Raw genomic sequence first — 23,120 nt, 5'->3', positions numbered from 1 at the left:
GGCGCCGGCGTCCGCCGGCCCGATATCCTCGATACGAAGACCGGCCCCAGCGGTCGCGACTCGCAGTCCGCGCCCGATGGGGCCGCCTCGATGCTCGCCTGACCCTGGGTGCCGAACGATGAGCGCGGCACGATGAACGCCCGGGTGCTGCGCGTGGCCGTGCCGGTTCCGCTGCACGGCCTGTTCGACTACCTGCCCCCGAGCGATGGACCCCTGCCGGCTCGCGGCGATCGTGTGCTCGTGCCCTTTGGCCGGCGCCGGCTGGTCGGCGTGGTGATCGAGCGGCACGACGCCGCCGCCGTGGCCGAGAGCCGGCTCAAGCCGGTACTCCAACGGCTCGATGGAGGGCGGGTCGACGACGAACTGCTGGCATTGCTGACCTGGGCGACCCGGTACTACGCGGCCCCGCCCGGCGAACTGGTTACCCATGCCCTGCCGGCCGCGTTGCGGCGCGCCGATCCGTTCCGCCCGCCGGCGGCCGCGTTCCTTCGCCTGACCGAGGAAGGCGCGGCCGCCGAGCTGACCCGCGCGCCGCGCCAGGCCGAGCTGGCCGAGGCGCTGCGCGACGGCCCGCGCCGCCGCGATGCGCTGATCGAGGCCGGCCATCCTTCCGACGCGATGCGGCGCATGCTCGACGCGGGGTTGGTCGAGGCCTGCGATGCCCCCGCGCCCGATCCCGAGCCGGGCCCCGAGCTGAATGGCGAACAGCGTTCGGCAGTTGCCGCGGTGCTGGCCGCTCGCCGTCGCTTCGCCGGCCTGTTGCTGGCCGGCGTGACCGGCAGCGGCAAGACCGAGGTCTATCTGCAGGCCGCGCGGGCGGTCCTGCGTCGCGGGCGGCAGGTCCTGCTTCTGCTGCCCGAGATCGGCCTGACGCCGCAGCTCGTGCGGCGGGTGGAGCGCCGCCTGGGCTGCGCCGCCCACGTCTATCACTCGGGCCTGTCCGACGGCGAACGCCTGGCCACCTGGGAAGCCGCGCAGAACGGTGAGGCGAAGGTGCTGATCGGCACCCGATCGGCGGTGTTCCTGCCGCTGGCCGATGCGGGGTTGATCGTGGTCGACGAAGAGCACGACGGGTCTTTCAAGCAGTTCGACGGCATGCGCTATCACGGTCGCGACGTGGCGGTCCTGCGCGCCAGCCGCCTCGGCATTCCGATCGTGCTGGGCTCGGCCACGCCGTCGCTGGAAAGCCTGCACAACGTCCACCTCGGCCGCTATCGGATGCTGGAACTTCCGCGCCGCGCCGGCAAGGCGGAGCTGCCCCGCTGGCGCATCGAGGACCTGCGCGGCGCGACCCGTCGCGAGGGCCTGACCGAGGCGCTGGTCGACCGGATCCGCCGACGCCTCGAAGCCGGCGAACAGGTGCTGGTCTACCGCAATCGGCGCGGCTTCGCGCCGGTGCTGATGTGCGACGAGTGCGGCTGGCAGGCCGATTGCACGAGCTGCAGCGCGCACCTGACCTGGCACCGCAAGGCCGGACGGCTGAGCTGTCATCACTGCGGCCAGCAGCGGGCGGTGCCGCCGCGCTGTCCGGACTGCGAGGCGCCGCGCCTTTCGGCGGCCGGCAGCGGTACCGAGCGCATCGAGCACGCCCTGGCGGGCCACTTTCCCGACGTGCCCGTACGCCGGGTGGACCGCGACAGCATGCGCGGCCGCGACGAGTTCGAGGACCTCCTGGCCGAGGTGGCCAGGGGCGACCCGTGCATCCTGGTCGGTACCCAGATGCTGGCCAAGGGCCATCACCTCCCGGGGATCGGCCTGGCGGTGGTGCTCGACGCCGACGTGTCGCTGTTCAGCGGCGATTTCCGCGCGCCGGAGCGCCTGGCCCAGACCGTGTTCCAGGTCGCCGGCCGGGCCGGGCGCGAACACCCCGGCGAGTTCATCCTGCAGACCCGGCACCCGGAGCATCCGCTGGTGACCGCGATGGCCGCCGGCCACTACCTGAAGCTGGCCGAGCTGCTGCGCGCCGAGCGGGCCGCCGCCGAGCTGCCCCCGGCCTGGGCGCTGGCCATGGTCCGCGCCGAGGCCCAGCAACCGCCGGTGGCGCAGCGAATGCTGGCCCGCGTCGCCGGCATGATCGGCGACGCTTCGGTCCGGGTGGCCGGCCCCTTGCCGGCGCTGTTGCAGCGGCGGGCCGGACACTGGCGCTACCAGCTCTGGCTGATGACGCCGGACCGGGTGCGGCTGCAGCGCGTGCTCGCCGACCTCCAGCCGTTGATCCAGGAGCTGCCCGAGGCGCAGAAGGTGCGCTGGCACATCGACGTGGATCCGCTGGAGTTGTAGCAGTGCTGCTCGGTTTGCCGCTCGGTTCACCGCTCGGCTCGGTTGATTCGCTCGCAAGCTCACTCCCACGGGGCCCGCCTTGGAGCGGCCGGGGAGGTGTTGCGCTCCGCCGGGCAATCATCCCTGTGGGAGTGAGCTTGCGAGCGAACGGCTTCGAGGCAAAAAAAACCGCGCCGGACGAGCCGGCGCGGGTCTTGTCGGTCGGCGGTTACGGCGACCCGCCGGGTCGTCGCTCAGCCGTCGCTGTCGCCTTCGTCGCCGACGGTGGCTTCGAGCGAATAGCCGAGGGAAACGGCTTCGCCGCCCTTCGGTGGATGCACCCAGATCACGCGAACGCCGTTGCGTTCGGCCGCCCGGTCGACCTGGTAGACGTACAGGTCCGAGCGGGTCGGGCCCTCGCTCGAGGCGGTGGCGTTGTGGCCGGCGGTGGTGGCGCAGCCGCCGAGGCCAAGTGCTGCAACGAGGCCGATGGAAACCGCTGCTGCGGAGGAGGTGAGCTTCCGGTTGGGTCCAGTCATGTCATGCTCCTGCCCGCTTGGGGCGAAACGGTCTGGAATTTTCATCCTACGCCCGCGCCGTGACGGCCGCAACGTGCGGCTCAGCGCGGTTCGAGGCTCCGCGCGCAGCCGCCGCGCCGGGGGTCGGCCGCGGCGTCGTCGTCGGCGACCGCGTGAACGCCGCCGAAATAGAGGCTGGGCCGCGGCCAGCGACGGAGCGACTCCTGCCGTCGGTCGAGCCAGGGAGCGACCGCTCCGGGCCAGCACGCGTGAGGGTGCTCGATCGCCAGGCGCTCGCCCTCGAGGTGCACCCGCGGTGCATCGATTGCGTCGCCGAGGTCCATGCCGAAGTGCATCAGGTTGGCCAGCACCTGGGCGATCGCGGTGCGGATGCGGTTGGAGCCGCCGCTGCCGAGCAGGATGCGTCGACCGCGATGGGAAACCAGCGTCGGCGCCATCATCGAAGCCAGGCGACGGTTCAGCGGCCAGTTGTGGAAGCCCGGCCGGTTCAGGTCCTCCTCGCCGAGCATGTTGTTGAGCATGAAGCCGGCGCCCGGGACGACGCGCCCGCAGCCTTCGCCGTTCGAGGCGGTCATGCCGGCGAAGCCGCCGTCGGCGTCGCGGATCGAGATGTGGGTGGTGCCCCGGCCGACCCGCAGTTCGCCGTCCAACGCGCGCCAGGTCTGCATCAGCCTGCGACTGCAGGCCAGCGCTTCGGGCTGCTCGAGGCGCCGGCGGTCGTCCTGGCTCGATCGCATCGCGCCGATCAGGCCGTCGAGGTGGGTGGCCGAGCCGAACGCGGTGCCGGGCGGCAGGCGCTGCTCGAGTGCCGTGGTCATCAGTGCGACCATCAGGCCGCCGAAGGCCGGCGGCGGGTTCGACCAGATCGTGGCCTCGCCCGCGGTCCATTTCATCGGCCGGCGCCAGTGCACGCGGTAGCCGGCCAGGTCGGCGAGGCGGAGGTGCCCGCCGTGGCGGCGCGAATCCTCCGCGATCGCCCGGGCCTGCTCGCCGTGGTGCATGGCGTCCGGTCCGTCGGCGGCGATCTGACGGATCCATTCGCCCAGCGGCCGATTGCGCACGACCGCACCGACACCGGGGAGCGGAGCGTCCTGTGCGGCCAGGCCGAACATTCCGGCGGCCTGCGGCGTGGCGCGAACGATCGGCTCGAGAATCTCCAGCGCATGGGCCTGGGTCGAATTCAGCGAGCAGCCCGTTTCTGCCAGTCCGACGGCGGGTTGGACGAGGACCGACATCGGCCGCGTGCCGTAGCGCTCGGCCAACGCGAACAGCCCGGCAACCAGGCCCGGCGTGGCCACGGCGCCCATGCCCACGTGGAATTCCTGCACGTCGGTGCCGAAGTTGCCGTGGATGGGGTAGAACTCCAGGTCGTCGAGCCGCCGCCGACGAGGGGTATGGGCGAAGAAGTCGGCGATCACCGGCGCGCGGCCGGGAAGGCGGATCATCGCGTGGCCGCCGCCGCCCGGCGAGCAGAAGATCGGTTCGACCACGCACGCCGTCCAGGCCGCGGCGACCAGCGCATCGACCGCGTTGCCGCCGTCGCGCAGGATGTCCAGCGCAGCCGCGGTCGTCTCGGGATGGCCGCTGGCGACCCGGGCAAGGGAGGGATTCGGCATCGGCTCATTCTGCCGCGGACTCGGCATGATGTGAACCGCGTCGCATCGCCGGGCCCGGTCGGTCGATATACTCGACGATCGACTCGAGCCAGGAGAGACGCGATGCAGAAAGGGGCCTTGCTGGCGATCCTGGCGATCGCCGTAGTTCATGCCGTGCCGGCGTCGGCACAGATTCCCGCCGATGTGACGCTCGACCCCGTACCGGGCCTGCCCGGCTTCTCCACGCCCGTGGGCTTGAAGCATGCCGGCGACGGCAGCGGGCGGCTGTTCGTGGTCGAGCTCGGCGGCACCGTGCGGGTCATCGATGCCGGCGGCTCGGTACTGGCGACGCCCTTCGTTGACCTGGGCTCGCGCGTGACCTCCGGCGGCGAGCGCGGCCTGCTCGATCTTGCCTTCCATCCGGACTACGAGGTCTCCGGCGCCGACGGCGAGGGCAAGTTCTACATGCACTATTCGGCCGGATCGACGCGCCCGGCCGGAACGCGGGTCGGCGATACGATCATCGCGGAGTTCAGCGTGACCGGCGACCCGAACGTCGGCAGTTCGGTGCCCGACCGGATCATCCTCACCGTGTCGCAGGACTTCTCCAATCACAACGGGGGCCAGATGCGCTTCGGGCCCGACGGCTATCTCTGGATCGGCCTCGGGGACGGCGGCAGCGGCGGCGACCCGTGCAACCGGGCCCAGACGCTGGATCCGGCCGATCTGTTCACGTCCTGCGGCAGCAATGCGCCGCTGGACGATTCCCTGGCCTTGCTGGGCAAGATGCTGCGGATCGATGTCGACAACACGACGCCGGCCGGGGCGAACAACCTGTGCGGAGCCAATGGCGACGGTTCGGCGGAATACGCGGTGCCCGGCAGCAATCCCTTCGCCGGCGGCGCATCCAACTGCGGCGAGATCTTCTACTTCGGTCTTCGCAACCCCTGGCGCTGGAGCTTCGATCGCCAGACCGACGAGGTCTGGATCGGCGACGTGGGGCAGAACCAGTGGGAGGAAATCGACCTTGTGCCGGCCCCGCTCGCACGCGGCCAGAACGCGGTCGACCTGGGCTGGCGCTGCTACGAGGGCACGTCGACCTACACCACGGCAGGCCCGTGTCCGACGCCCGGCACCCTGTTCCCGGTGATGGAATACAGCCACTCGGGCACCGGCGGATGCTCGGTGACCGGCGGGTACCGCTACCGCGGCCCGGTCGTCAGCCTGCGCGGTGAATACATCTTCGGCGACTACTGCACCGGCGAGATCTGGTTCGGCGACGACAACGGCGGTTCCTGGGCCTTCGAGACCTTCGACACGATCGGCTTCGGCCTGCGCTCCTTCGGCGAGGACGAAGACGGCAACGTCTACGCCTTCGACGGCTCGACCCTGCTGCGCTTCAACGGGGACGTCAGCGACGTCGTGTTCATCGACGGCTTCGAGAGCTGAGGATTGCGGCAACCGGTCGCCTGTAGGGCAGCCTCCGGCGACGGGCCGGGCTGCCCTGGGCGTTGGCTCGCGGGCTCACTCCTCTAGCCGGAGCGCCTGACTGGAGCGGTTTCCTCTTGGCGGCCGCTCGCGGGCGAAGGCCCGGGCTACCTGGAAGTTCGCTCGCAAGCTCACTCCCACAGACAGAGCGCAGATGGTGAATCAGGCCTCTGCTTGTGGGAGTGAGCTCGCGAGCGAAGGGGTTCAGGCCAGGGATCGCCCGGCAACGCCGGCCCCCGAGGCCAGGTGAAGCCTGATGACTACTCCGCTGCCTCGAAGCGGTTCGCCTCGCGGTTCTTGCGGACCTTCTTCGGGTCCCAGACGCGGCCGTTCATCGCGATCCACACGCCCGGCGGGAGAGCCTGCACGGCGCCGACGGCGCAGCCGATGTTGAACACGGCATCGGAGCCGATGAAGCGCGCGGGGTTCAGCGCGCCGGTCAGCACGATGACCTTGTCGTCGAAGCCCTCGAGCACCCGGGCCGTGTCGGTCATCGTGTCGGTGCCGTGGGTGATGAGGATGTGCTTCGCCTCGCTGGCCTCGACCGCGCGACGGATCAGGTCGCGGTCGCCGTCGGTGAGCTGGAGCGAGTCCTTGCGCAGCAGCGGCTGGACCTGGACCCGGAACGCGACCTTCATGTCGCTGAGGATGCGCGCGATTTCCGGCTCGCCGATCTGGTAGTCCGACTTCTCGTCGTAGTAGATCTTGTCGATCGTGCCGCCGGTGGTGATGACCTGCAGAAGCTTCACGGGCATTCCGTCTGGGAAGAAGGCCGGCTATTTTCGCCGATTCGCGCCGTCAGCGTGGGCCGCCCCGGCGCTTGGTCCGCATCGTGGCCTCGGCGGCGAGCGGGTCGTCGGGCCAGGGATGCTTCGGGTAGCGGCCGCGCATCTCCTTGACCACGTCGGGATAGGCGTTCTTCCAGAAGCTGGCCAGGTCGGCGGTCACGGCCACGGGGCGCTGTGCCGGCGACAGCAGGTGCAGGACGACCGGGGCGCGACCGGCGGCGACGCGCGGCGTCTCGGTCCAGCCGAACACGGCCTGGAGCTTGACCTCCAGCGCCGGTCCCGGCTCCGCGCCGTAGTCGAGGCGGATCCGCGAGCCCTCGGGGACCTCCAGCGCGACCGGCGCTTCGCGGTCGAGGACGGTCTTCTCCGCAGGGCCCAGGCGATGCTCCAGCGCGGGGCGCAGGTCCATCGCGGCCAGCTCCTTCCAACGCGCGACGCCGGGCAGGAACGGGGCGAGCCAGTCCTCGAGTTCGGCCAGCAGCGTTGCGTCGTCGAAGGCCGGCCAGTCCTCGCGTCCGTGTCGGCGCAGCCATTCGATCCGCTGGCGGAAGGGCCGGGTGGCCGCATCGCTCGCCAGCGCCTGCAGCCCGCGCTGACGTACGGCCCGGAGCAGACCGTCGAGGATCGCCTCCGGGTCCTTCGCGGCCTCGACCGTTTCGTCGAGCACCAGGGCGCCGAGCCGGCGCTGGTTGCGGACCACCACCGTGCCGCGGTCCTCGTCCCAATCGGACTCCGTCACCCGCTCGATCGGCAGCGCTGGTTCGGCGTCGAGCTCGTCGCGCGTGATCCGCGCGGCGAGGAAGATCTTCGCCTCGCGCTTCCGGCCGTCCACGTCGGCGACAACCAGGAACTCGCAGCCGGCCAGCGGGTCGTCGTCCGGCAGCCAGGCGCCCCGGCCGTTGGCCAGCTGGAAGCGCGCCGGCCCGCCGGGGCGGCGCATGGCGATCCGGTCCGGCCAGGCCAGGGCAAGCAGGCGACCGGCGGCGTGCGGGTCGATCCGTTCCCTTTTCCCACTTCGGTCCTGCCCGCGCTCGTCCTCGCGTGCCAGGCGCTTCATCAGCTGCCTCGCCCGGTGCAGTCGGCCGCGATGGGCGTCGGCCGTGTCGGACGGTTCGATGGCCGCGAGGCGGAGCTCGAGGTCGCTGCCGGCGCTGCGCGGCAACGGGTCGCGGTCGGACAGCAGCGCGGCCAGCGCGGCAGCGGTCCGGCCGAGCTGCCGTTCACGGCCGCCGACCAGCAGCTGGGCGAGGCGCGGGTCCAGTCCCGGCTCGAGCAGGGCGCGACCGTGGACCGTGATGCGTCCGGCCTCGTCCAGGGCGCCGAAGGTCCGGAGCAGGTGGACGGCCTGGTCCCAGTGGGCGCGCGGCGGCGGGTCGAGCCAGTCGAGTCCGGTCGGGTCGGTCGTTCCCCACTGGGCCAGCTGAAGCACCGTCGGCGCGAGGTCGGCGTCGAGAATTTCCGGTGAGGAGTGCGGTCGCAGTCGTGCCTGCTCGCCCTCGCTCCACAAGCGAATGCAGTGACCGGGCTCGATCCGGCCGGCGCGTCCGCGTCGCTGTTCGGCCGACGACGCCGACACCCGCTCGGTGACCAGCCGGGTCATCGCCGATCCCGGATCGAAGCGCGGCCGGCGCTCCAGGCCGGCGTCGATCACGATGCGCACGCCCTCGATGGTCAGGCTGGTCTCGGCGATCGATGTGGCCAGCACCACCTTGCGCCGGCCTTCGGCGGCGGGCGCGATCGCCGCGTCCTGCCGGTCCGGGTTCAGCGCACCGTACAGCGGGCAGAGCTCCACGTCGTCCGGCAGGGTGCCCGCGAGCCGTTGCTCCACGCGCTTGATCTCGCCGACGCCGGGAAGGAAGACCAGCGCGGAACCCGGCTCGTTCTCGAGGGCTGCGCGCACGGCCGCCGCGGCCGCGTCCTCGATCCGCTGGTCGCGGCGCGGCGGCCGATAGGACACGTCGACCGGAAAGCCGCGGCCTTCGCTGGTCAGTACCGGTGCATCGTCGAGCAGGCGGGCCAGCGGCGCCGTGTCGAGGGTTGCCGACATCACGACGACCCGCAGGTCCGGGCGCAGCGCGGCCTGCGACTCGCGCACCAGGGCCAGGCCGAGGTCGGCGTTCAGCGACCGCTCGTGGAACTCGTCGAACAGCACGCAGGCCACGTCGGCCAGTTCGGGGTCGGCCTGGAGCCGACGCAACAGGATGCCTTCGGTGACGACCTCGATCGCCGTTCCGGACGAGACCTTCGATTCGAAGCGCGTGCGGAAGCCGACCGTTCGACCCACGGGCTCACCCAGCTGCCGGGCCATGAAGCGTGCGGCGGACCGGGCGGCCAGCCGACGGGGTTCGAGCATCACGAGGGTTCGTCCCTTCCGCCAGGCCGCGTCGAGCAGCGCCGGCGGCACCCGGGTCGTCTTGCCGGCTCCGGGCGGTGCCTGCAGCAGCACGCGGTTCGAGCGCTCGAGTTCCCGTCCGAGCTCCGGGAGCAGGGGGTCGATCGGCAGCGGGCCGGGCGCGGTGTCGGGAGCCATTCGGGCAGGATATCCGACCGATCGGCCACGAGCGCTGGTCGCGGGGCGCCGGGCGCACTACCATGGTCCGATGCGAGCGGATTCCTCGACCCACACCCCGTCCCGATGGCCTGCTGTCCTGGCGGGAGTGTTCGTGCTTGTCGCGACCGTGCTGGTCCTGCAGCGCTTCCAGCAGGTCGAGGAGGACCGGCGGGCGCAGATCGAGCGCGGACTGACCCTGCAGAAGTCGGCGGCCATGCGGGCGCGCATCGAGCGCGAGCTCAACGCCACGCTGTACCTGATGAACGGCCTGTCGGCCTACGTGTCGGCGCACGAGGACCTGCTCGAGGGCGAGCGCGTCGAGGGCGTCCTGCGCGCCATCTATCGCAACAGTCAGCACCTGCGCAACGTCGGCCTGGCGCCGGACAACGTGCTCCGCTACGTCTACCCCCGTGAAGGCAACGAGGCCGCGATCGGCCTCCGCTACGAGGAGGTGCCCGAGCAGTGGCCGGCCGTTCGGCGTGCCATGGAGGAACGACGCACGGTGATGGTCGGTCCGATCGGGCTGGTCCAGGGCGGGCGGGGCCTGATCGTGCGCACGCCGGTGTACCTCGAGGATTCGCGCTACTGGGGCGTGCTCACGCTGGTCATCGACAGCGAGTCGCTGTTCGACGCGGCGGGTTTCTCGGAGTCCGTCGACGGGACCCTGCATGCGCTGCGCTGGGCGCCGACCACGGACCCGGAGGCGCCGATCATCCGCGGCGATGCGGACGTGTTCGATCGGTCGCCGGTGATCCAGCAGATCGCCGTGCCCGGTGGGAACTGGGAGCTGGCCTCGCTGAACGTCGAGGCGGCGGCCGAACTCGCTGCCGGCTCGCCCCTGCTGCGGGTGACCGGATGGATCACCGCACTGCTGCTGGCGGTGCTGGCCTTCCTGCTGGTCGACCGGCGCATCCGCGCGGCGTGGCAGGCGCTGCACGATCCGCTGACCCGCCTGCCGAATCGCCGGATGTTCCGGACCCGGATCGAGAAGATCCTGCGCGGGCGCCCGGCCAACGGCGGCCGGCTGGCGGTCGCCTACATCGACCTGAACGGCTTCAAGGCCGTCAACGACACCCACGGGCATTCGGTCGGCGACCGGGTGCTGGCCGAAGTGGGCCGACGCCTGTCGGCACGCGCCGAGGACGGCGAACTGGTCGCCCGGCTCGGCGGCGACGAGTTCGCGATGCTGATCGAGCGCGCGGAGTCCGACGATGCGGTTCGCGCCCGCGTGGAGGAACTGCTGGAAGGCATCGGTTCGGCCGGTGCGGACCTGGCCCCGGACTGTCCACTGGGCGCGGCCGCCGGCGTGGCCTTCCACCCCGACGACGGCGACCGGATCGAAGTGCTGCTCGCCGTCGCCGACCAGCGCATGTACGCCGACAAGCGAACCGCGCCGGAGCCCGCCGACGATTGATCGGCGGCGCCGCCCGCCAGCGGTGAAGTGTCAGCGGCGAATCCAGGCCGTCGATCCCGTGAGTTTCCCGCAGGCCGCCAGTACAATTCGGCCATTGGGAGCCAGGGAGTCCGCATGAGCCAGTCTCGTGCCCGCCAGTTGAACCGTGCCGAGGTGGTCGATCGGCAGTTTCTCGACCACCTCGATGCGCTCGAGCGCGATCCGCCGCGGCGGGAGCCGCCGGGGGCCGACGACGGGGACCTGCTGGAGCTGTTCGACAGCCAGCTGACGTCGCGCCAGCTCGACCTGATGGCGCGGGTGAAGCGCCAGGAAAACAAGGTCTTCTACACCATCGGCTCCTCGGGCCACGAGGGCAACGCGATGGTCGGTCGGGCCACCCGGGCGACGGACCCGGCCTTCCTCCACTACCGCTCCGGCGCGTTTGTCGCCGAGCGCTATCGCAAGCTGCCCGGCGCCGATTTCGTCGGCGATACCTGCCTGTCCTTTGCCGCAGCCGTCGACGACGTGGCGTCCGGCGGTCGGCACAAGGTCTGGGGGCACCGCGGGCTGTGGATCGTGCCGCAGACCTCGACGATCGCCAGCCACCTGCCGAAGGCGGTCGGTACCGCCCTGGCGATCAGCCACGGTCGCCGCATCGACCACGAGCTGCCGGTCCCCGAGGACGCGATCGTCGTCTGCAGCTTCGGCGATGCAAGCGCGAACCATGCAACGGCCCAGGCGGCCTTCAACACCGCCGCGTGGACCGCCCACCAGAGCCTGCCGCTGCCGATCCTGTTCGTCTGCGAAGACAACCGGGTGGGTATTTCGGTGCCGACGCCGGCCCAGTGGATCGCACGATCGATGGCCGCACGCTACGGCATGGAATACCGCTACGCCGACGGCCTGGACCTGGCCGCCGGGTGGCAGCCCGTGCAGGACGCCGTTTCGTTCTGCCGCAGCCGCCGGCGCCCCGTGTTCCTGCACCTGAACACGACCCGGCTGATGGGCCATGCCGGCACCGATTTCGAGATCGAGTACCGGCCACCGGACGAGCTGGAGCGCGAGGAACGGCTCGATCCGCTGCTGACCTCGGCCACGCGTCTCGTCGCCCGCGGCCTGACCACGCCGGCCCGGATCCGCGACCGCTACGAGGCCCTGCGCCGCCAGTGCCTCGACGAAGCCGACCGGGCCGACGGGCGGCCGCGCCTGACCGAGGTCGACGACGTAGTGCGACCGCTGGCGCCGTACTCGCCGGACGAGGTGGCCAACGAGGCGGGGCGGACCGCACCGCAGTCCGAGCGCCTGGACAGCTTCGGCGGACGGCTGCCCGAGGACGACGCCCCGCGCCACATGGCGATCCAGATCAACCGCGCGCTGCACGACCTGCTGCTGAAATGCCCGGAGGCCTTGGTGTTCGGCGAGGACGTGGCGCGCAAGGGTGGGGTGTACACGATCACCAAGGGCCTGTGGAAGCGCTTCGGTCAGGCCCGGGTCTTCAACACACTGCTCGACGAGACCACGATCCTGGGCCTGGCCCAGGGCTACGGCACGATGGACTACCTGCCGATTCCCGAGATCCAGTACCTGGCCTACTTCCACAACGCCTGCGACCAGATTCGCGGCGAGGCCTGCTCCCTGCAGTACTTCTCCAACGATCGCTTCCGTAATCCGATGGTCGCGCGGATCGCCGGCCTGGGTTACCAGCGGGGCTTCGGCGGCCACTTCCACAACGACAACTCGGTCGCCGCGCTGCGCGACATCCCCGGCCTGGTGGTCGGCTGCCCGTCGCGCGGCGACGACGCGGCCCGGATGCTTCGCACGCTGGCCGCCCTGGCCACCGTCGACGGCCGGGTGACCGCCATCATCGAGCCGATCGCCCTGTACATGACCAAGGACCTGTACGAGAAGGACGACGGCCAGTGGTCCTTCGCCTACCCGGAGCCGAGCGAGTATCTCGAGCCCTTCGAGCCGCGCGTGTACAACGAGGACGCGTGCGACCTGCTCATCGCCACCTTCGGCAACGGCGTGCCGATGGCGCTTCGCGTTGCCCGGGAGATCGAGCAGGAGCGCGGTGCGGCCGTGCGGGTCCTGGACCTGCGCTGGCTGAAGCCGCTGAACGTGGCCGCCGTGGCCGAACATGCCAAGGCCTGCGGCGCGGTCCTTGTGCTCGACGAGGGCCGCCCGGATGGCGGCATCGGCGAGGGCCTGGTCACGGGCCTGGTCGAGCACGGCGCTGCCGACCGCCCGATCCGGCGCGTGACCGGCGTGGATTGCTACATCCCGCTGGGCGACGCCGCGAACCTGGTCCTGCCCGACGAGCGGCGGGTCCGCGCCGCGGCGGATGCGTTGCTGGGCTGACAGGCCTCAGCGCAGGTCGAAGTCGATTAACTGCAATCCGGTGGCCGGCAGGTCGTCGAAGGCCTCCGTGTCGAAGCGCCACTTCCGGACCGCCCGTGCCGCGGCGCGCCCGAAGCGAGGGTGGGAGGCGGCAAGCGCGAGCGTTTCCCCGACGCTTCCGTCCCGGTTGATCGCGAAGTATACGTAGGCCCATCCGGGCCGCCCGTTTTCCCACATCGACCGGGGGAAGACCGGGCGTCGGCGAGCGACGACGTCTTCGCCTTCGAAGCCCTTGGCGTCGTCTCTTGCGAGATCTTCGGCCACGAGCGGATCGAGGAACTCGGCGAGGAGGTCGCGCGCCCGACGGTCCGCGTCGCCGTGCTGTTCCGCGTCCAGCGACTCGGCGGACTGTACGGCCAGGTACAGCGACCAGCCCCCCTGCAGGTCGGCCATCTCCAGGTCGCCGAGCGCGGCATCGACTTCCATCGCGACGCGGGCCCACGCGTAGGCGTCGATCCACTGGTTGCGCTCGTAGTGGTGCAGCGCAAGCACGCGTGGCGCAAGATTGTGGCCCGACCGCGCTGCATGCTCCAGCGCCTCGACCGCCTCCCGGTCCCGGCCCGCTGCACCGAGGGCCAGGCCTCGAACGAGTTGCGCCCATCGGCTCGCGTCGTCCTCGTCCTGCAATTCGGCCAGTTCGGCGAGGTCGCCACTCACGGCACGGCCCATCCGCTCGATCCGCTCCGATGGCGGAACGGTACGGGCATCGGCGTCGTTTCCGCTTGCGGCCGCCGGCGACCCGTAGGCGACGTCCATTGCCACGACTATCGTCACAACCATCGTCACAACCATTGCCACCACCGCGCCGGAGCTCCTGCGCACGATCAATTCCTCAGGCCGAATTCGACGAGCTGGACAAAGCCCCGGTCGAGGTCGCCCTCGTCGAGGGTCGAACTGTCGATCACCCAGTGCTCTAGGGCGGCTTCGGCGCGTTCCGAGAACGCAGGATGCGTCTGCGCGATCGGTAGAACCCGCGCGACGTCCCCATCGGCTTCGAACTGCATCATCAGCAGCGACCAGCCGGTCTCCCTCGAGTGCGCTTCGTCGCGCGGGTAGGTCGGAGCGCGTCGCTTTTCGAACGCCGGGCCGGAATACTCGCGGTCCGCCCGATCCGTGGTCAGGTCGGCGTACCAGCGCGCCACGACGTCCTCCGTGCGGCGATCGGCCAGCGGGAACTGCTCTTCCCTGAGGTTTCTCGCGGCCTGTTGCGTGAACTGCCAGGTCCACTCCATCGGCCACGCGTCCTCATCGATCTCGTCCTCGGCTTCGTGCTTCCTGACCAGCATCGCGAGTCGGCCCCAGGCGTAGGCCTCGATCCATTCATGACGCTCGACGTGATGAACGACGCGAACCCAGAGCGCCGGCAGGTAGCCGTTCGCCATGGCTTCCTCCATCAGCTCCAGCGCCCGCGCATCGTCGCGCGTCTTGCGGTGCGCGATGGCTGCGACCAGCCGCATCGGTTCGCTGCTGTCGTGGCGCTCCAGCAGGCGGGCCGCCGAATCGAGGTCGCCGTCGAGCGCGCGCTCGGCCAGGTCGAGCGTGGATTCGCCGGCGAGCGACGGGAGCGAACTTCCGATCGCTGTGACCAGCGTGAAAGCCAGCAGGAGAGAGGACGTGATCGAGTTCATGAGCGGGATTCCTTCGGTTGCCAGTTCGAAAGTGAACCCACGCACGGCCGCTCCGGCGATTTTCGCGGGGGGCTTTGTACGAATTCCTGTTCACCAACGCCGACCCGAGCGTACTAAAAAGTCCCTGCCGACCTCAACAGGAAATCCACTCGATCCTCCGCGAGCACGGGTGGGGCTCGGTGTATCGGGCGCTGGGTGGGCACGCCTCCCGCCCCCGAACCGGGATCCCGGTCGACGGGTTCAGTCCAGCGTGCCGCCGATCTCGACGTGGAACCAGGCGCCGACGGTCAGGAGCAGTGTCCACCACGCCGCGATGACCAGGATGGCGCCGCCCAGGGCCCCGGCGGTCTGCCGTCCCGGCGTCTGCCGGCGCAGGACGATGTACTGGAGGAACAGCGCGGCGATCGGCAGGGCCCAGGCGAGGATGCCGTTGGCCTTGATCATGGCCTCGGGCATCCAGAGATCCGTGACGTAGCGCCAGTCGATCCAGGCCCAGGCGGCGAAGCCGATGACGATCAATACGAAATTGGTGATCGCCCAGTTGCGCCAGGGAAAGCGGGGAGGGTCGTTGCGGGTCGTTTCATCCATGAGCGAATCATCGCAGATTGCCGTGGACGGGTGGCCGGTGGGCGGTGGGCGGCGAGCGAAGGCTGGTCCACGGCCGCCCCCATCGTCTATGCTCGAGCCACGTCCCGCCACCCGCTGCGCGCCTGATCCAGCATGCCGACATGACTCGTCAACGAACGGCCGTCCGGCCCTCGGCCCCGCCGGACCGGCGCGCCTCGGCGGATGTCCGCGCGATCGCGGAAGCGGTCACGGCGCCGGAATGGCTCGATCACCTGCAGACCGCGCTGGTCGTGTTCGGTGCCGATGGCGCGGTCGTCCGATTGAATGCCGCCGCCGAAGACCTGCTGGCGGTGTCGGCCGACCGGGCCGCCAGGGACCCGACGTTCCGCGGTGCGGTCGAGGCCTCCGGGCTGGCGAGCGTGATCAGCCGCGTTCGCGCCGACGGTCGCCCGATGGCCAGTCAGGATCTCGCCTGGTCGCACCCCGGCGGGGCCGAATGGCTCGATGCACGCGCCGCCCGGCTGCCGGACGGTGCGATTCTGCTGGAGCTGCAGGATGCTGCACCGCGCAGGCGCGCGATGCAGGATCGCGATCGCCAGGCCCGCCGTGCGCTTTCCCGGCGCGTCGTCCGGCAACTTGCGCACGAGGTTCGCAACCCGTTGGCCGGTCTCCGGGGAGCGGCCCAACTGCTGGCGCGCCGGTGCCGCGGCGATGACGAGCGCGAGCTCGCGGCGATCGTCTGCGATGAAGCCGATCGGCTCGAGCGCCTGGTCGAGCAGCTGCTCGGTGGGTCTCGCGCAGTCGAGCCCCGCCCCGGCAACGTGCACGAGCCGGTGGACCGCGTGATGCGCCTGCTGGCCGCCGGAGGGGAATCGGGTCTGCCCGAAGTTCGCAGCGGCGGTCGATCCGCGGCGCCGACGTTCCTCCGCGACTTCGATCCGAGTCTGCCTCGCGTGTCGATCGACGCTCCGGGGCTGCAGCAGGCGGTCCTGAATCTCGCGCGCAACGCCTGCCAGGCAGGGGCGCGCCGGATCACCTTCCGGACCCGGGCGGCCTCCGGCTCCACGCTGCAGGGCCTGCCCCACCGCCTGGCAGTGGCGATCGAGGTCGAGGACGACGGTCCAGGGGTCCCGGAGCACCTGGTCGACTCGCTGTTCTTTCCGCTGGTCACCGGTCGACCCGACGGGACCGGCCTCGGCCTTTCGATCGCCCAGGAGATCGTCGATCGCCACGGCGGGGAAATCGATCACGAGCGACGTGCCGGCCGGACCGTGTTCCGCATCCTGCTGCCGGTGCAGGCCGGGTCGCGACCGTCCGATCGCACCGGCCCCTCGCCGTGAGTGGCTCGCCCCGCACGGTCTGGATCGTCGACGACGACGCGTCCATTCGTCGGGTGCTGGAGCACGCGCTCCGCGGTCCGGATCGAACGCCGCGGGTCTTCGCGACCGCCGATGAAGCGCTCGCGGCATTGCGGGAGGGCGGACCGGATGCGGATCGCCCGGATGCGGTCCTGACCGACCTGCGAATGCCCGGCACCCGCGGTGACGCCCTGATCGCGGCCACGGATGTGCCGGTCATCGTCATGAGTGCCTACGCCGACCTGGACGCGACCGTCGAGGCCCTGAAGTCCGGCGCGTTCGACATGCTTCCCAAGCCGTTCGATATCGACGATGCGGTCGGCCTGGTCGAGCGCGCGCTCGAGGCCGGTGCGTCGGGCGTCGATGCATCGCGCCCCGCCCCTCCGCCGGGACTGGTCGGGGCGAGTCCCGTCATGCGCGCGCTCTTCCGCGCCATCGGCCGGCTGGCCAACAGCTCGCTCAACGTGCTGTTGACCGGAGAGTCCGGTAGCGGCAAGGAGCGCATCGCCCGGGCGCTCCACGATTCGTCGCCCCGGGTCGGGGCCTCGTTCGTCGCGCTGAATGTCGCGGCGCTTCCCGCCGAGCTGCTCGAGTCCGAGCTGTTCGGTCACGAAAAGGGCGCGTTCAGCGGGGCCGACGCGGCGCGCAAGGGCTACTTCGAGCAGGCCGACGGGGGAACGCTGTTCCTCGACGAGATCGGCGAGATGCCGATCGCGCTGCAGTCGCGCCTGCTCCGCGTCCTCGACGAGGGCAGTTTCTACCGGCTCGGCGGTCGTGCGCCGATTCGGGTCGATGTACGCATCCTGGCCGCCACGCACCGCGATCTGGAGCGTGCCGTGGAAGAGGGGGCGTTCCGGGAGGACCTCTTCCATCGCCTCAATGTCGTTCCGTTGACCGTTCCCCCGTTGCGCGACCGCCCGGAGGACGTGCCGCTGCTGCTCGACCATTTCCTCGCCCGTGCCGCGGAGGACGTCGGCGTCGCGCCCAAGCGGCTGAGCGCCGCTGCGCACGCTCGGCTGGCCCGCTACGGCTGGCCCGGCAACGTGCGCGAGCTCGCCAATCGCTGCCGTCGATGGACCGCACTGGTGCCCGGCCGGCAGATCGAAGAGGACGATCTCGCGCTCGATCTGTCGGCGGAGTCCCCGGACTGGAGCGACCCGCTGCGATCCTGGGCCCGCCATCGGCTCGCTGCAGGGGATCGCGGCCTGATGCGCGAAGCGGTCGACCGGCTCGAGCGGGTGCTCATCGATGAAGCGCTGAAGATGACCGGAGGACGACGGGCCGAGGCGGCCGAACGACTCGGCATCGGCCGCAATACCCTGAGTCGCAAGCGCAAGGACTGAACGCACCGCAACGGTGCATCGCGTCCCCCCGGCGCACGGTCCCGGTGCATTGGGTGGCCGGTTGGCGGGGTCGAGGGCCGGCAGTCCGGCGCCCCGTCGTCTGGCACGCGGCTTGCAGTTCCCCCTGCAACATCGCTATCGATGCCGCCGTCGAATCGCCGGGAGAACCTCCGATGAAACTGATCACCGCGATCATCAAGCCGTTCAAGCTCGACGATGTCCGCGAAGCGCTCGCCGAAGTCGGTGTGCAGGGCATGACCGTCAGCGAAACGCGCGGTTTCGGGCGCCAGAAGGGTCACACGGAGTTGTATCGGGGCGCCGAGTACGTGGTTGATTTCCTGCCCAAGATCAAGCTCGAGATCGCCGTCCCCGACGACCAGGTCGAACGGGTCATCGAGACCGTGACCGAGATTGCCCGAAGCGGTCGGATCGGAGACGGAAAGATCTTCGTGACCGCACTGGAGCGAGTGGTACGGATCCGCACCGGCGAGGAGAACGAGTCCGCGCTCTGAGCCCGGCCGCCCCCCCCCGAGCCCCATCGAACACGTCGTCCCGGGTTGAGGAAACCTCCATGACCGAACTGGAATATGCACTGAATACCTTCTATCTGCTGGTCTGCGCCGCGCTGGTGATGTGGATGGCCGCCGGCTTCACCATGCTCGAGGCGGGCCTGGTCCGGGCACGCAACACGGTGGAGATCCTGACCAAGAACGTGGCCCTCTACGCCATCTCCTGCCTGATGTACTACCTGATCGGCTACTCGTTGATGTATCCCGGCGAAGGGATCAACGCGCTCTGGCCCGGCGTCGGCTTCGGCACGTCTCCTGAACACGTGCCTGCTGACGTGGTCGTTACCGGCAGCGAGGCGGCGTACTCGACCCTGGCCGACTTCATGTTCCAGGTGGTGTTCGTCGCCACCGCGATGTCGATCGTATCGGGGGCGGTCGCCGAGCGCATGAAGCTGTGGGCGTTTCTTGCCTTCGCCGTGGTGATGACCGGGGTCATCTACCCGTGGCAGGGCTACTGGTCCTGGGGCGGCGGCATTCTCGACGAGATCGGCTACTCGGACTATGCGGGCGGCGGCATCGTGCACATGGCCGGCGCTTCCGCGGCCCTGGCCGGTGTGCTGCTGCTCGGGCCGCGCGCCGGGAAGTACCGCCCGGACGGACGCCCGCGGGCGATTCCAGGCGCCAACCTGCCGCTGGCCACGCTCGGCATGTTCATCCTGTGGATGGGGTGGTTCGGCTTCAACGGCGGTTCCGAGCTGTCGATCCACGGCGTCGATTCGGCCAACAACGTCGCCCGAGTCTTCGTCAATACCAACCTCGCCGCCGCCGCCGGCCTGGTTGCCGCGCTGCTGCTGGCGCGCGTGCTGTTCGGCAAGGCCGATCTCACGATGGCGCTCAACGGCGCGCTGGCCGGCCTGGTCGCCATCACCGCGGGACCGGCGGCGCCCGAGCCCGGACTCGCCGTGCTGATCGGTGCGTCGGCCGGCGTGCTGGTCGTGGCCTCGATCGTGGCCTTCGATCGATCGGGGGTCGATGATCCGGTCGGCGCGATCTCCGTCCACGGCGTCTGCGGCATCTTCGGCCTGCTGCTCGTTCCCCTGTCCGACGAAGAGGCCACGCTGATCGATCAGCTGGCCGGGATCGGCTTGATCGGTGGTTTCGTGTTCGTGTCCAGCCTCGGCGTCTGGGCGGCACTGAAGGCCACGATCGGCATCCGGGTGCACCCGGACGACGAGCGCGAAGGCCTGGATCTCGCCGAGTGCGGGATGGAGGCGTATCCCGACTTCACGCATGGGGACTGAAGTCGCCGGAACCCGCCGGAACCCGCCGGAAGTGCAGGGTCCGGCGTGAAATGCAGTCGCCGATTGACCTAGGTTAATGAGGTCGGGAGGCCGGCAGGGCAGACTGCACTCCACGCTTTCATCCGAGGAAACACCGTGGACATACTCCGGCTCATCCTGTCGATACTCCTGCCGCCACTCGGCGTGTTCCTGCAGGTGGGTATCGGCGCGCAGTTCTGGATCAACATCCTGCTGACCCTGCTCGGCTACATCCCGGGCATCATCCACGCGGTCTGGATCATCGCCAGACGCTGACGCTCCCCTGGCGTGCAGGGGCGCCACCGCCCCTGCACGTCGCCGGGCCGGACCTGGTCCGCCGCCCCGTTTCCCTGAAGACAACGACCTGAATCCGACGACACTCGAACGATCGTGAACGATCGAGGTTGAACGCATGAACATCTATCAGAAACTGAAAACCGACCACGACCGCCACCGCGAACTGATGCGGCAGATTGTCGATACATCCGGCGACAGCGAGGAGCGCCGGCGCCTGTTCGAGGTCCTGGCCAGGGACGTCGAATCGCACGCGGCCGCCGAAGAGCAGACGCTGTACTCGGAATTGATCGAATCGGTCGAGTCGCAGCCGCAGACCCGTCACAGCGTCTCCGAACACAAGGAAGCCAGCGACTATCTCGAGGAGCTCAAGTCGACGGACATGAGCAATCCGGCCTGGTTGATGACCTTCAAGAAGTTCCAAGACGCGCTCGAGCACCACATGAAGGAAGAGGAAAACGACGTGTTCGAATTGTCCGAAGACGTCATCGACGACGACCGTGCGGTCGCCCTGGGCGCCAAGTTCGAGGGCCGCAAGGAAGTCGAGAAGCGGCGCGTCGAGGGCTGATTCGCCGCACCTCCCTCTCCATCGACGACCTCGTCGAACGGGCCGGCCCTTGCGCCGGCCCGTTCTGTTTTGAAGGCTCAGCGTCGCCCGCGGCCGGCTTCGGGTCGATGTGTCGTGCTCCAATGACTTCCGGCTCAGGCGCGGTTCAGCTTCGCTCCGGATAATCGACTGCTCGTGATCGAAGGGCGATCGACACGCAACGAACCGCCCGTCGATCGACATCCGATCGGAACAACCATCGAGGGAGAGTTCCAATGATGAAATCTGCAAGCCGGCTTCTGGTGCTGTTGACGGCAGCGACCATCCTGTCGGGCTGTGTCGTCGCCATCGGCAACGACAGCGACCGACGCGACGACTGGGCCAGGCTCGAGCGAGAGAACCGCGAAGCGATTTCGATGCTGGAGATCGGCATGACGCGCGCCGAGGTGGAATCGCGGATGCCGCACCCCCCGGCGATGAGCGAGGCGTTCCCGATCGATGGCGAGGCCTATACGGTCCTGTTCTATCGCACGCAGCGGGTCGAGGGTGACGGACGGACCACGCGCGATGAAACGACGCCGGTGATCTTTGTCGACGGCATCCTCGACGCCTGGGGCGAAGCGGCCTATGTCCGCTTGACCGGGTCGCCGCTCTCTCCCGTCCGGTGAGTCCGGTCCTGCCGGACGGGCCCCGCGTACGTCTCCTACGACGTGAAACCGGGCCGGGGACCAGGAGGGCCTGCCCGTGCGTTCCGCGTCGATTCGGACTGGTGCCGACCCGTCCACCGACCCGTCCGGGGCCGGCGCGCACCGAGCGGGTTGTCCGGAATTTCATATAACCGGAATTGAATTCTCCGCGCTGCTTGTGTAGGTTTCATCGGGATAGGGGCTGAAACCACGATACGGCAGACCATCGGGAGATTCGAACATGCGTATATCGCACAACAAGGCGCTGCTGGCAGCGTCGATCTGTGCCGCACTCGCCGGCACCTCGGCGCAGGCGGCCACGTTCAACGTCACGACCAACGCCGACGCCGGGCCGGGCAGCCTGCGCCAGGCCCTGGCCGACGCCAACGCGAACATGGAGGCCGACACGATCGAAATGTCGGCGATTTCCGGCCAGACGATCACCCTGTCCAGCGGCCAGCTGGTCACCAGCACGGGACCGGACAGCATCACCATCGACGGCGCAGGTGTGACCATCGACGCGGCAGGCGGGTCGCGGGTCATGTACGGCTACTACACTGACCTGACGCTCAACGACCTGACCCTGACCGGCGGCGTGGTCACCGGCGGAGGCGGCGGTCTCGCCGATGCCGGTGGCGGGCTGCTGCTCTACCTCGGCACGCTTTCGATGGACAACTGTACGGTCAGCGGCAATACCGCCGTGATCGGCGGTGGAGTCACCGCGCTGACCCTGGGCGACATCGATGTCTCGAACTCGTCGATTTCCGGCAACACCGCCGCGCAGGACGTCGGTGGGGTTTACCTGATTGGCTACGGCAACATTACCGTGTCGGACGCGACCATTTCCGGTAACTCGGCGGGCACCGCGCCGCGGGGCGCCGCGCCCCTCCTGGCCGATCGTGCAGCGAGCAGCGACTTCACGATGCCGTTCGAAACCCGCATGCTGCAGCGCGGCGGCGGCGGATCGCTTGGTGGCGGCTTGATCGCGGGCTACGACGTCACGGTCGAGCGCTCCACGATTTCCGGCAACAGCGCGACCTCTGTCGCCGGCGGGCTGTTCCTGCAGGGCGGGGCGTCGTCGTTGATCGATTCGACGGTTTCCGGCAATAGCGCAGGCGGATTCGCCGGTGGCGTGGTCCTGTACTCGCAGAAATACGACGCGCTGATGTCGAACTCCACAATCGTCGGCAACGCCGCCGGCGACCTCGGTGGCGGGGCCTACATCGCGGCGTACGGTTCGTCCACGGTCCAGTTCTCAACGATCACCGGCAACTCGTCGGCAACCTCCGGCGGCGGGTTCTTCTACCTGCAGTACGGTACCGGAATGCAGCACGATGCCACCATCGTCTCGGGCAACACGGCGGCCTCCGAGCCGGACGTGGCAATGGATCCGGCGGCGACGATCAATGCCGAGTTCTCGCTGGTCGGTGTTGCGCCGACGAACGGAACCTTGAACGCCGACGCGGCGACTGTGGCCCTTCTCGGTCTCGATCCGGACCTCGAGCCGCTCGCCGACAACGGCGGACCGACGCAGTCGCGGCTGCCGGAGGCCGGCAGCCCGGTGATCGATGCGGTGCCGAACGGCAGTGCGGGCTGCGGTGGAGCCGTGACCACGGACCAGCGCGGCGAAGCCCGACCCTTCGGCTCCGGTTGCGACATCGGCTCGGTCGAGGCCGGAATCTTCGGGGTGACCGGTCTACCGGTGCCGACCCTCGACCGGATCGGCCTGTTGTTGATGTCGGGCCTGCTGGGCATCGCGGCCTTCTTCGGCTTCCGCAGCCGATCGAGGCGGGAGTGCTGACATCGCTCGACGGAGCGTGATTGCTTGATTCAGCGGCCGGGGCCTTCCCCGGCCGCTG

19 protein-coding genes are annotated in these 23,120 nt (G+C 69.8%); 12 read left to right on the top strand and 7 right to left on the bottom strand.

Translation table 11 applies throughout. The features are described 5' to 3' along the window. Positions 1–132 precede the first annotated feature (132 nt). Positions 133–2,280 carry a primosomal protein N' gene (locus KUV67_04385; protein ID MBY6204104.1) on the top strand — a complete coding sequence of 716 codons (2,148 nt, stop codon included), beginning with the start codon at positions 133–135 and terminating at the stop codon, positions 2,278–2,280. A gap of 233 nt (positions 2,281–2,513) precedes the next feature. Here KUV67_04385 and KUV67_04380 read toward each other — a convergent pair whose 3' ends face one another. Continuing rightward, entirely contained in the window at positions 2,514–2,798 is a 285-nt protein-coding gene (locus KUV67_04380; GenBank protein MBY6204103.1) for a hypothetical protein, read from the bottom strand. Between the two features lie 80 nt (positions 2,799–2,878). Further along, positions 2,879–4,414 carry a gamma-glutamyltransferase gene (locus tag KUV67_04375; protein ID MBY6204102.1) on the bottom strand — a complete coding sequence of 512 codons (1,536 nt, stop codon included), beginning with the start codon at positions 4,412–4,414 and terminating at the stop codon, positions 2,879–2,881. Positions 4,415–4,516: 102 nt separating this feature from the next. On the opposite strand from KUV67_04375, the gene KUV67_04370 reads away from it, so the two are divergent. Next, positions 4,517–5,842 (top strand): PQQ-dependent sugar dehydrogenase, encoded by a 1,326-nt coding sequence (locus KUV67_04370; protein MBY6204101.1) that lies wholly within the window; start codon positions 4,517–4,519, stop codon positions 5,840–5,842. 299 nt (positions 5,843–6,141) lie between these two features. On the opposite strand, the gene KUV67_04365 is transcribed toward KUV67_04370, so the two are convergent. Beyond that, positions 6,142–6,636: an asparaginase gene (locus KUV67_04365; GenBank protein ID MBY6204100.1), complete on the bottom strand. Its 495-nt coding sequence runs from the start codon at positions 6,634–6,636 to the stop codon at positions 6,142–6,144. A 43-nt stretch (positions 6,637–6,679) separates the two neighbouring features. Continuing rightward, positions 6,680–9,199: an ATP-dependent helicase HrpB gene (gene hrpB, locus KUV67_04360; protein MBY6204099.1), complete on the bottom strand. Its 2,520-nt coding sequence runs from the start codon at positions 9,197–9,199 to the stop codon at positions 6,680–6,682. 133 nt (positions 9,200–9,332) lie between these two features. Between hrpB and KUV67_04355 the strand changes: the two genes are divergently transcribed. After that, positions 9,333–10,634, top strand: a complete 1,302-nt coding sequence (locus KUV67_04355; protein MBY6204098.1) for a sensor domain-containing diguanylate cyclase — start codon at positions 9,333–9,335, stop codon at positions 10,632–10,634. A gap of 114 nt (positions 10,635–10,748) precedes the next feature. Further along, positions 10,749–12,971, top strand: coding sequence for an MFS transporter (locus tag KUV67_04350; GenBank protein MBY6204097.1), 2,223 nt, complete (start codon positions 10,749–10,751; stop codon positions 12,969–12,971). Positions 12,972–12,977: 6 nt separating this feature from the next. On the opposite strand, the gene KUV67_04345 is transcribed toward KUV67_04350, so the two are convergent. From KUV67_04345 to KUV67_04335, 3 genes are all read right to left on the bottom strand, one after another. After that, the gene (locus KUV67_04345; GenBank protein ID MBY6204096.1) at positions 12,978–13,790 is read right to left on the bottom strand and encodes an energy transducer TonB; all 813 of its coding nucleotides are present in this window, start codon (positions 13,788–13,790) and stop codon (positions 12,978–12,980) included. 44 nt (positions 13,791–13,834) lie between these two features. Further along, positions 13,835–14,638: a hypothetical protein gene (locus KUV67_04340; protein ID MBY6204095.1), complete on the bottom strand. Its 804-nt coding sequence runs from the start codon at positions 14,636–14,638 to the stop codon at positions 13,835–13,837. 240 nt (positions 14,639–14,878) lie between these two features. Then, complete coding sequence (locus KUV67_04335; protein MBY6204094.1) at positions 14,879–15,226, bottom strand: hypothetical protein; 348 nt, start codon at positions 15,224–15,226, stop codon at positions 14,879–14,881. Between the two features lie 140 nt (positions 15,227–15,366). Here KUV67_04335 and KUV67_04330 point away from each other — a divergent pair, with 140 nt between their 5' ends. The 8 genes from KUV67_04330 (at position 15,367) to KUV67_04295 (ending at position 23,062) form a co-directional block, all read left to right on the top strand. Further along, positions 15,367–16,545 carry a PAS domain-containing sensor histidine kinase gene (locus KUV67_04330; protein ID MBY6204093.1) on the top strand — a complete coding sequence of 393 codons (1,179 nt, stop codon included), beginning with the start codon at positions 15,367–15,369 and terminating at the stop codon, positions 16,543–16,545. Continuing rightward, positions 16,542–17,906, top strand: coding sequence for a nitrogen regulation protein NR(I) (gene ntrC, locus KUV67_04325; protein MBY6204092.1), 1,365 nt, complete (start codon positions 16,542–16,544; stop codon positions 17,904–17,906). The genes KUV67_04330 and ntrC overlap by 4 nt, the downstream gene beginning before the upstream one ends. A 173-nt stretch (positions 17,907–18,079) precedes the next feature. Beyond that, positions 18,080–18,418 (top strand): P-II family nitrogen regulator, encoded by a 339-nt coding sequence (locus tag KUV67_04320; GenBank protein ID MBY6204091.1) that lies wholly within the window; start codon positions 18,080–18,082, stop codon positions 18,416–18,418. A 59-nt stretch (positions 18,419–18,477) separates the two neighbouring features. Then, complete coding sequence (locus KUV67_04315) at positions 18,478–19,716, top strand: ammonium transporter (GenBank protein ID MBY6204090.1); 1,239 nt, start codon at positions 18,478–18,480, stop codon at positions 19,714–19,716. A gap of 135 nt (positions 19,717–19,851) precedes the next feature. Then, a complete protein-coding gene (locus tag KUV67_04310) occupies positions 19,852–20,010 on the top strand; it encodes a YqaE/Pmp3 family membrane protein (protein MBY6204089.1) in 159 nt (52 codons plus the stop codon). 136 nt (positions 20,011–20,146) lie between these two features. Next, entirely contained in the window at positions 20,147–20,596 is a 450-nt protein-coding gene (locus KUV67_04305; GenBank protein ID MBY6204088.1) for a hemerythrin domain-containing protein, read from the top strand. 254 nt (positions 20,597–20,850) lie between these two features. Beyond that, a complete protein-coding gene (locus KUV67_04300) occupies positions 20,851–21,243 on the top strand; it encodes a DUF3192 domain-containing protein (GenBank protein ID MBY6204087.1) in 393 nt (130 codons plus the stop codon). A 259-nt stretch (positions 21,244–21,502) separates the two neighbouring features. Further along, positions 21,503–23,062 (top strand): IPTL-CTERM sorting domain-containing protein, encoded by a 1,560-nt coding sequence (locus tag KUV67_04295; protein MBY6204086.1) that lies wholly within the window; start codon positions 21,503–21,505, stop codon positions 23,060–23,062. The last annotated feature ends 58 nt before the right edge of the window (positions 23,063–23,120 follow it).

Source organism: Halomonas denitrificans, assembly GCA_019800895.1.
In the GTDB taxonomy this organism is placed as follows: Bacteria; Pseudomonadota; Gammaproteobacteria; order Xanthomonadales; family Wenzhouxiangellaceae.
The sequence above is the reverse complement of the archived record's forward strand: the minus strand, read 5'-3'. Positions and strand labels throughout refer to the sequence as shown.

Bases quoted from the DNA above. Each gene is read 5' to 3' on its own strand.
- KUV67_04385 (MBY6204104.1), top strand. From the start codon at position 133: ATGAACGCCCGGGTGCTGCGCGTGGCCGTGCCGGTTCCGCTGCACGGC.
- KUV67_04380 (MBY6204103.1), bottom strand. From the start codon at position 2,798: ATGACTGGACCCAACCGGAAGCTCACCTCCTCCGCAGCAGCGGTTTCC.
- KUV67_04375 (MBY6204102.1), bottom strand. From the start codon at position 4,414: ATGCCGAATCCCTCCCTTGCCCGGGTCGCCAGCGGCCATCCCGAGACG.
- KUV67_04370 (MBY6204101.1), top strand. From the start codon at position 4,517: ATGCAGAAAGGGGCCTTGCTGGCGATCCTGGCGATCGCCGTAGTTCAT.
- KUV67_04365 (MBY6204100.1), bottom strand. From the start codon at position 6,636: ATGCCCGTGAAGCTTCTGCAGGTCATCACCACCGGCGGCACGATCGAC.
- hrpB (MBY6204099.1), bottom strand. From the start codon at position 9,199: ATGGCTCCCGACACCGCGCCCGGCCCGCTGCCGATCGACCCCCTGCTC.
- KUV67_04350 (MBY6204097.1), top strand. From the start codon at position 10,749: ATGAGCCAGTCTCGTGCCCGCCAGTTGAACCGTGCCGAGGTGGTCGAT.
- KUV67_04345 (MBY6204096.1), bottom strand. From the start codon at position 13,790: ATGGTTGTGACGATAGTCGTGGCAATGGACGTCGCCTACGGGTCGCCG.
- KUV67_04340 (MBY6204095.1), bottom strand. From the start codon at position 14,638: ATGAACTCGATCACGTCCTCTCTCCTGCTGGCTTTCACGCTGGTCACA.
- KUV67_04335 (MBY6204094.1), bottom strand. From the start codon at position 15,226: ATGGATGAAACGACCCGCAACGACCCTCCCCGCTTTCCCTGGCGCAAC.
- KUV67_04330 (MBY6204093.1), top strand. From the start codon at position 15,367: ATGACTCGTCAACGAACGGCCGTCCGGCCCTCGGCCCCGCCGGACCGG.
- KUV67_04320 (MBY6204091.1), top strand. From the start codon at position 18,080: ATGAAACTGATCACCGCGATCATCAAGCCGTTCAAGCTCGACGATGTC.
- KUV67_04315 (MBY6204090.1), top strand. From the start codon at position 18,478: ATGACCGAACTGGAATATGCACTGAATACCTTCTATCTGCTGGTCTGC.
- KUV67_04305 (MBY6204088.1), top strand. From the start codon at position 20,147: ATGAACATCTATCAGAAACTGAAAACCGACCACGACCGCCACCGCGAA.
- KUV67_04300 (MBY6204087.1), top strand. From the start codon at position 20,851: ATGATGAAATCTGCAAGCCGGCTTCTGGTGCTGTTGACGGCAGCGACC.
- KUV67_04295 (MBY6204086.1), top strand. From the start codon at position 21,503: ATGCGTATATCGCACAACAAGGCGCTGCTGGCAGCGTCGATCTGTGCC.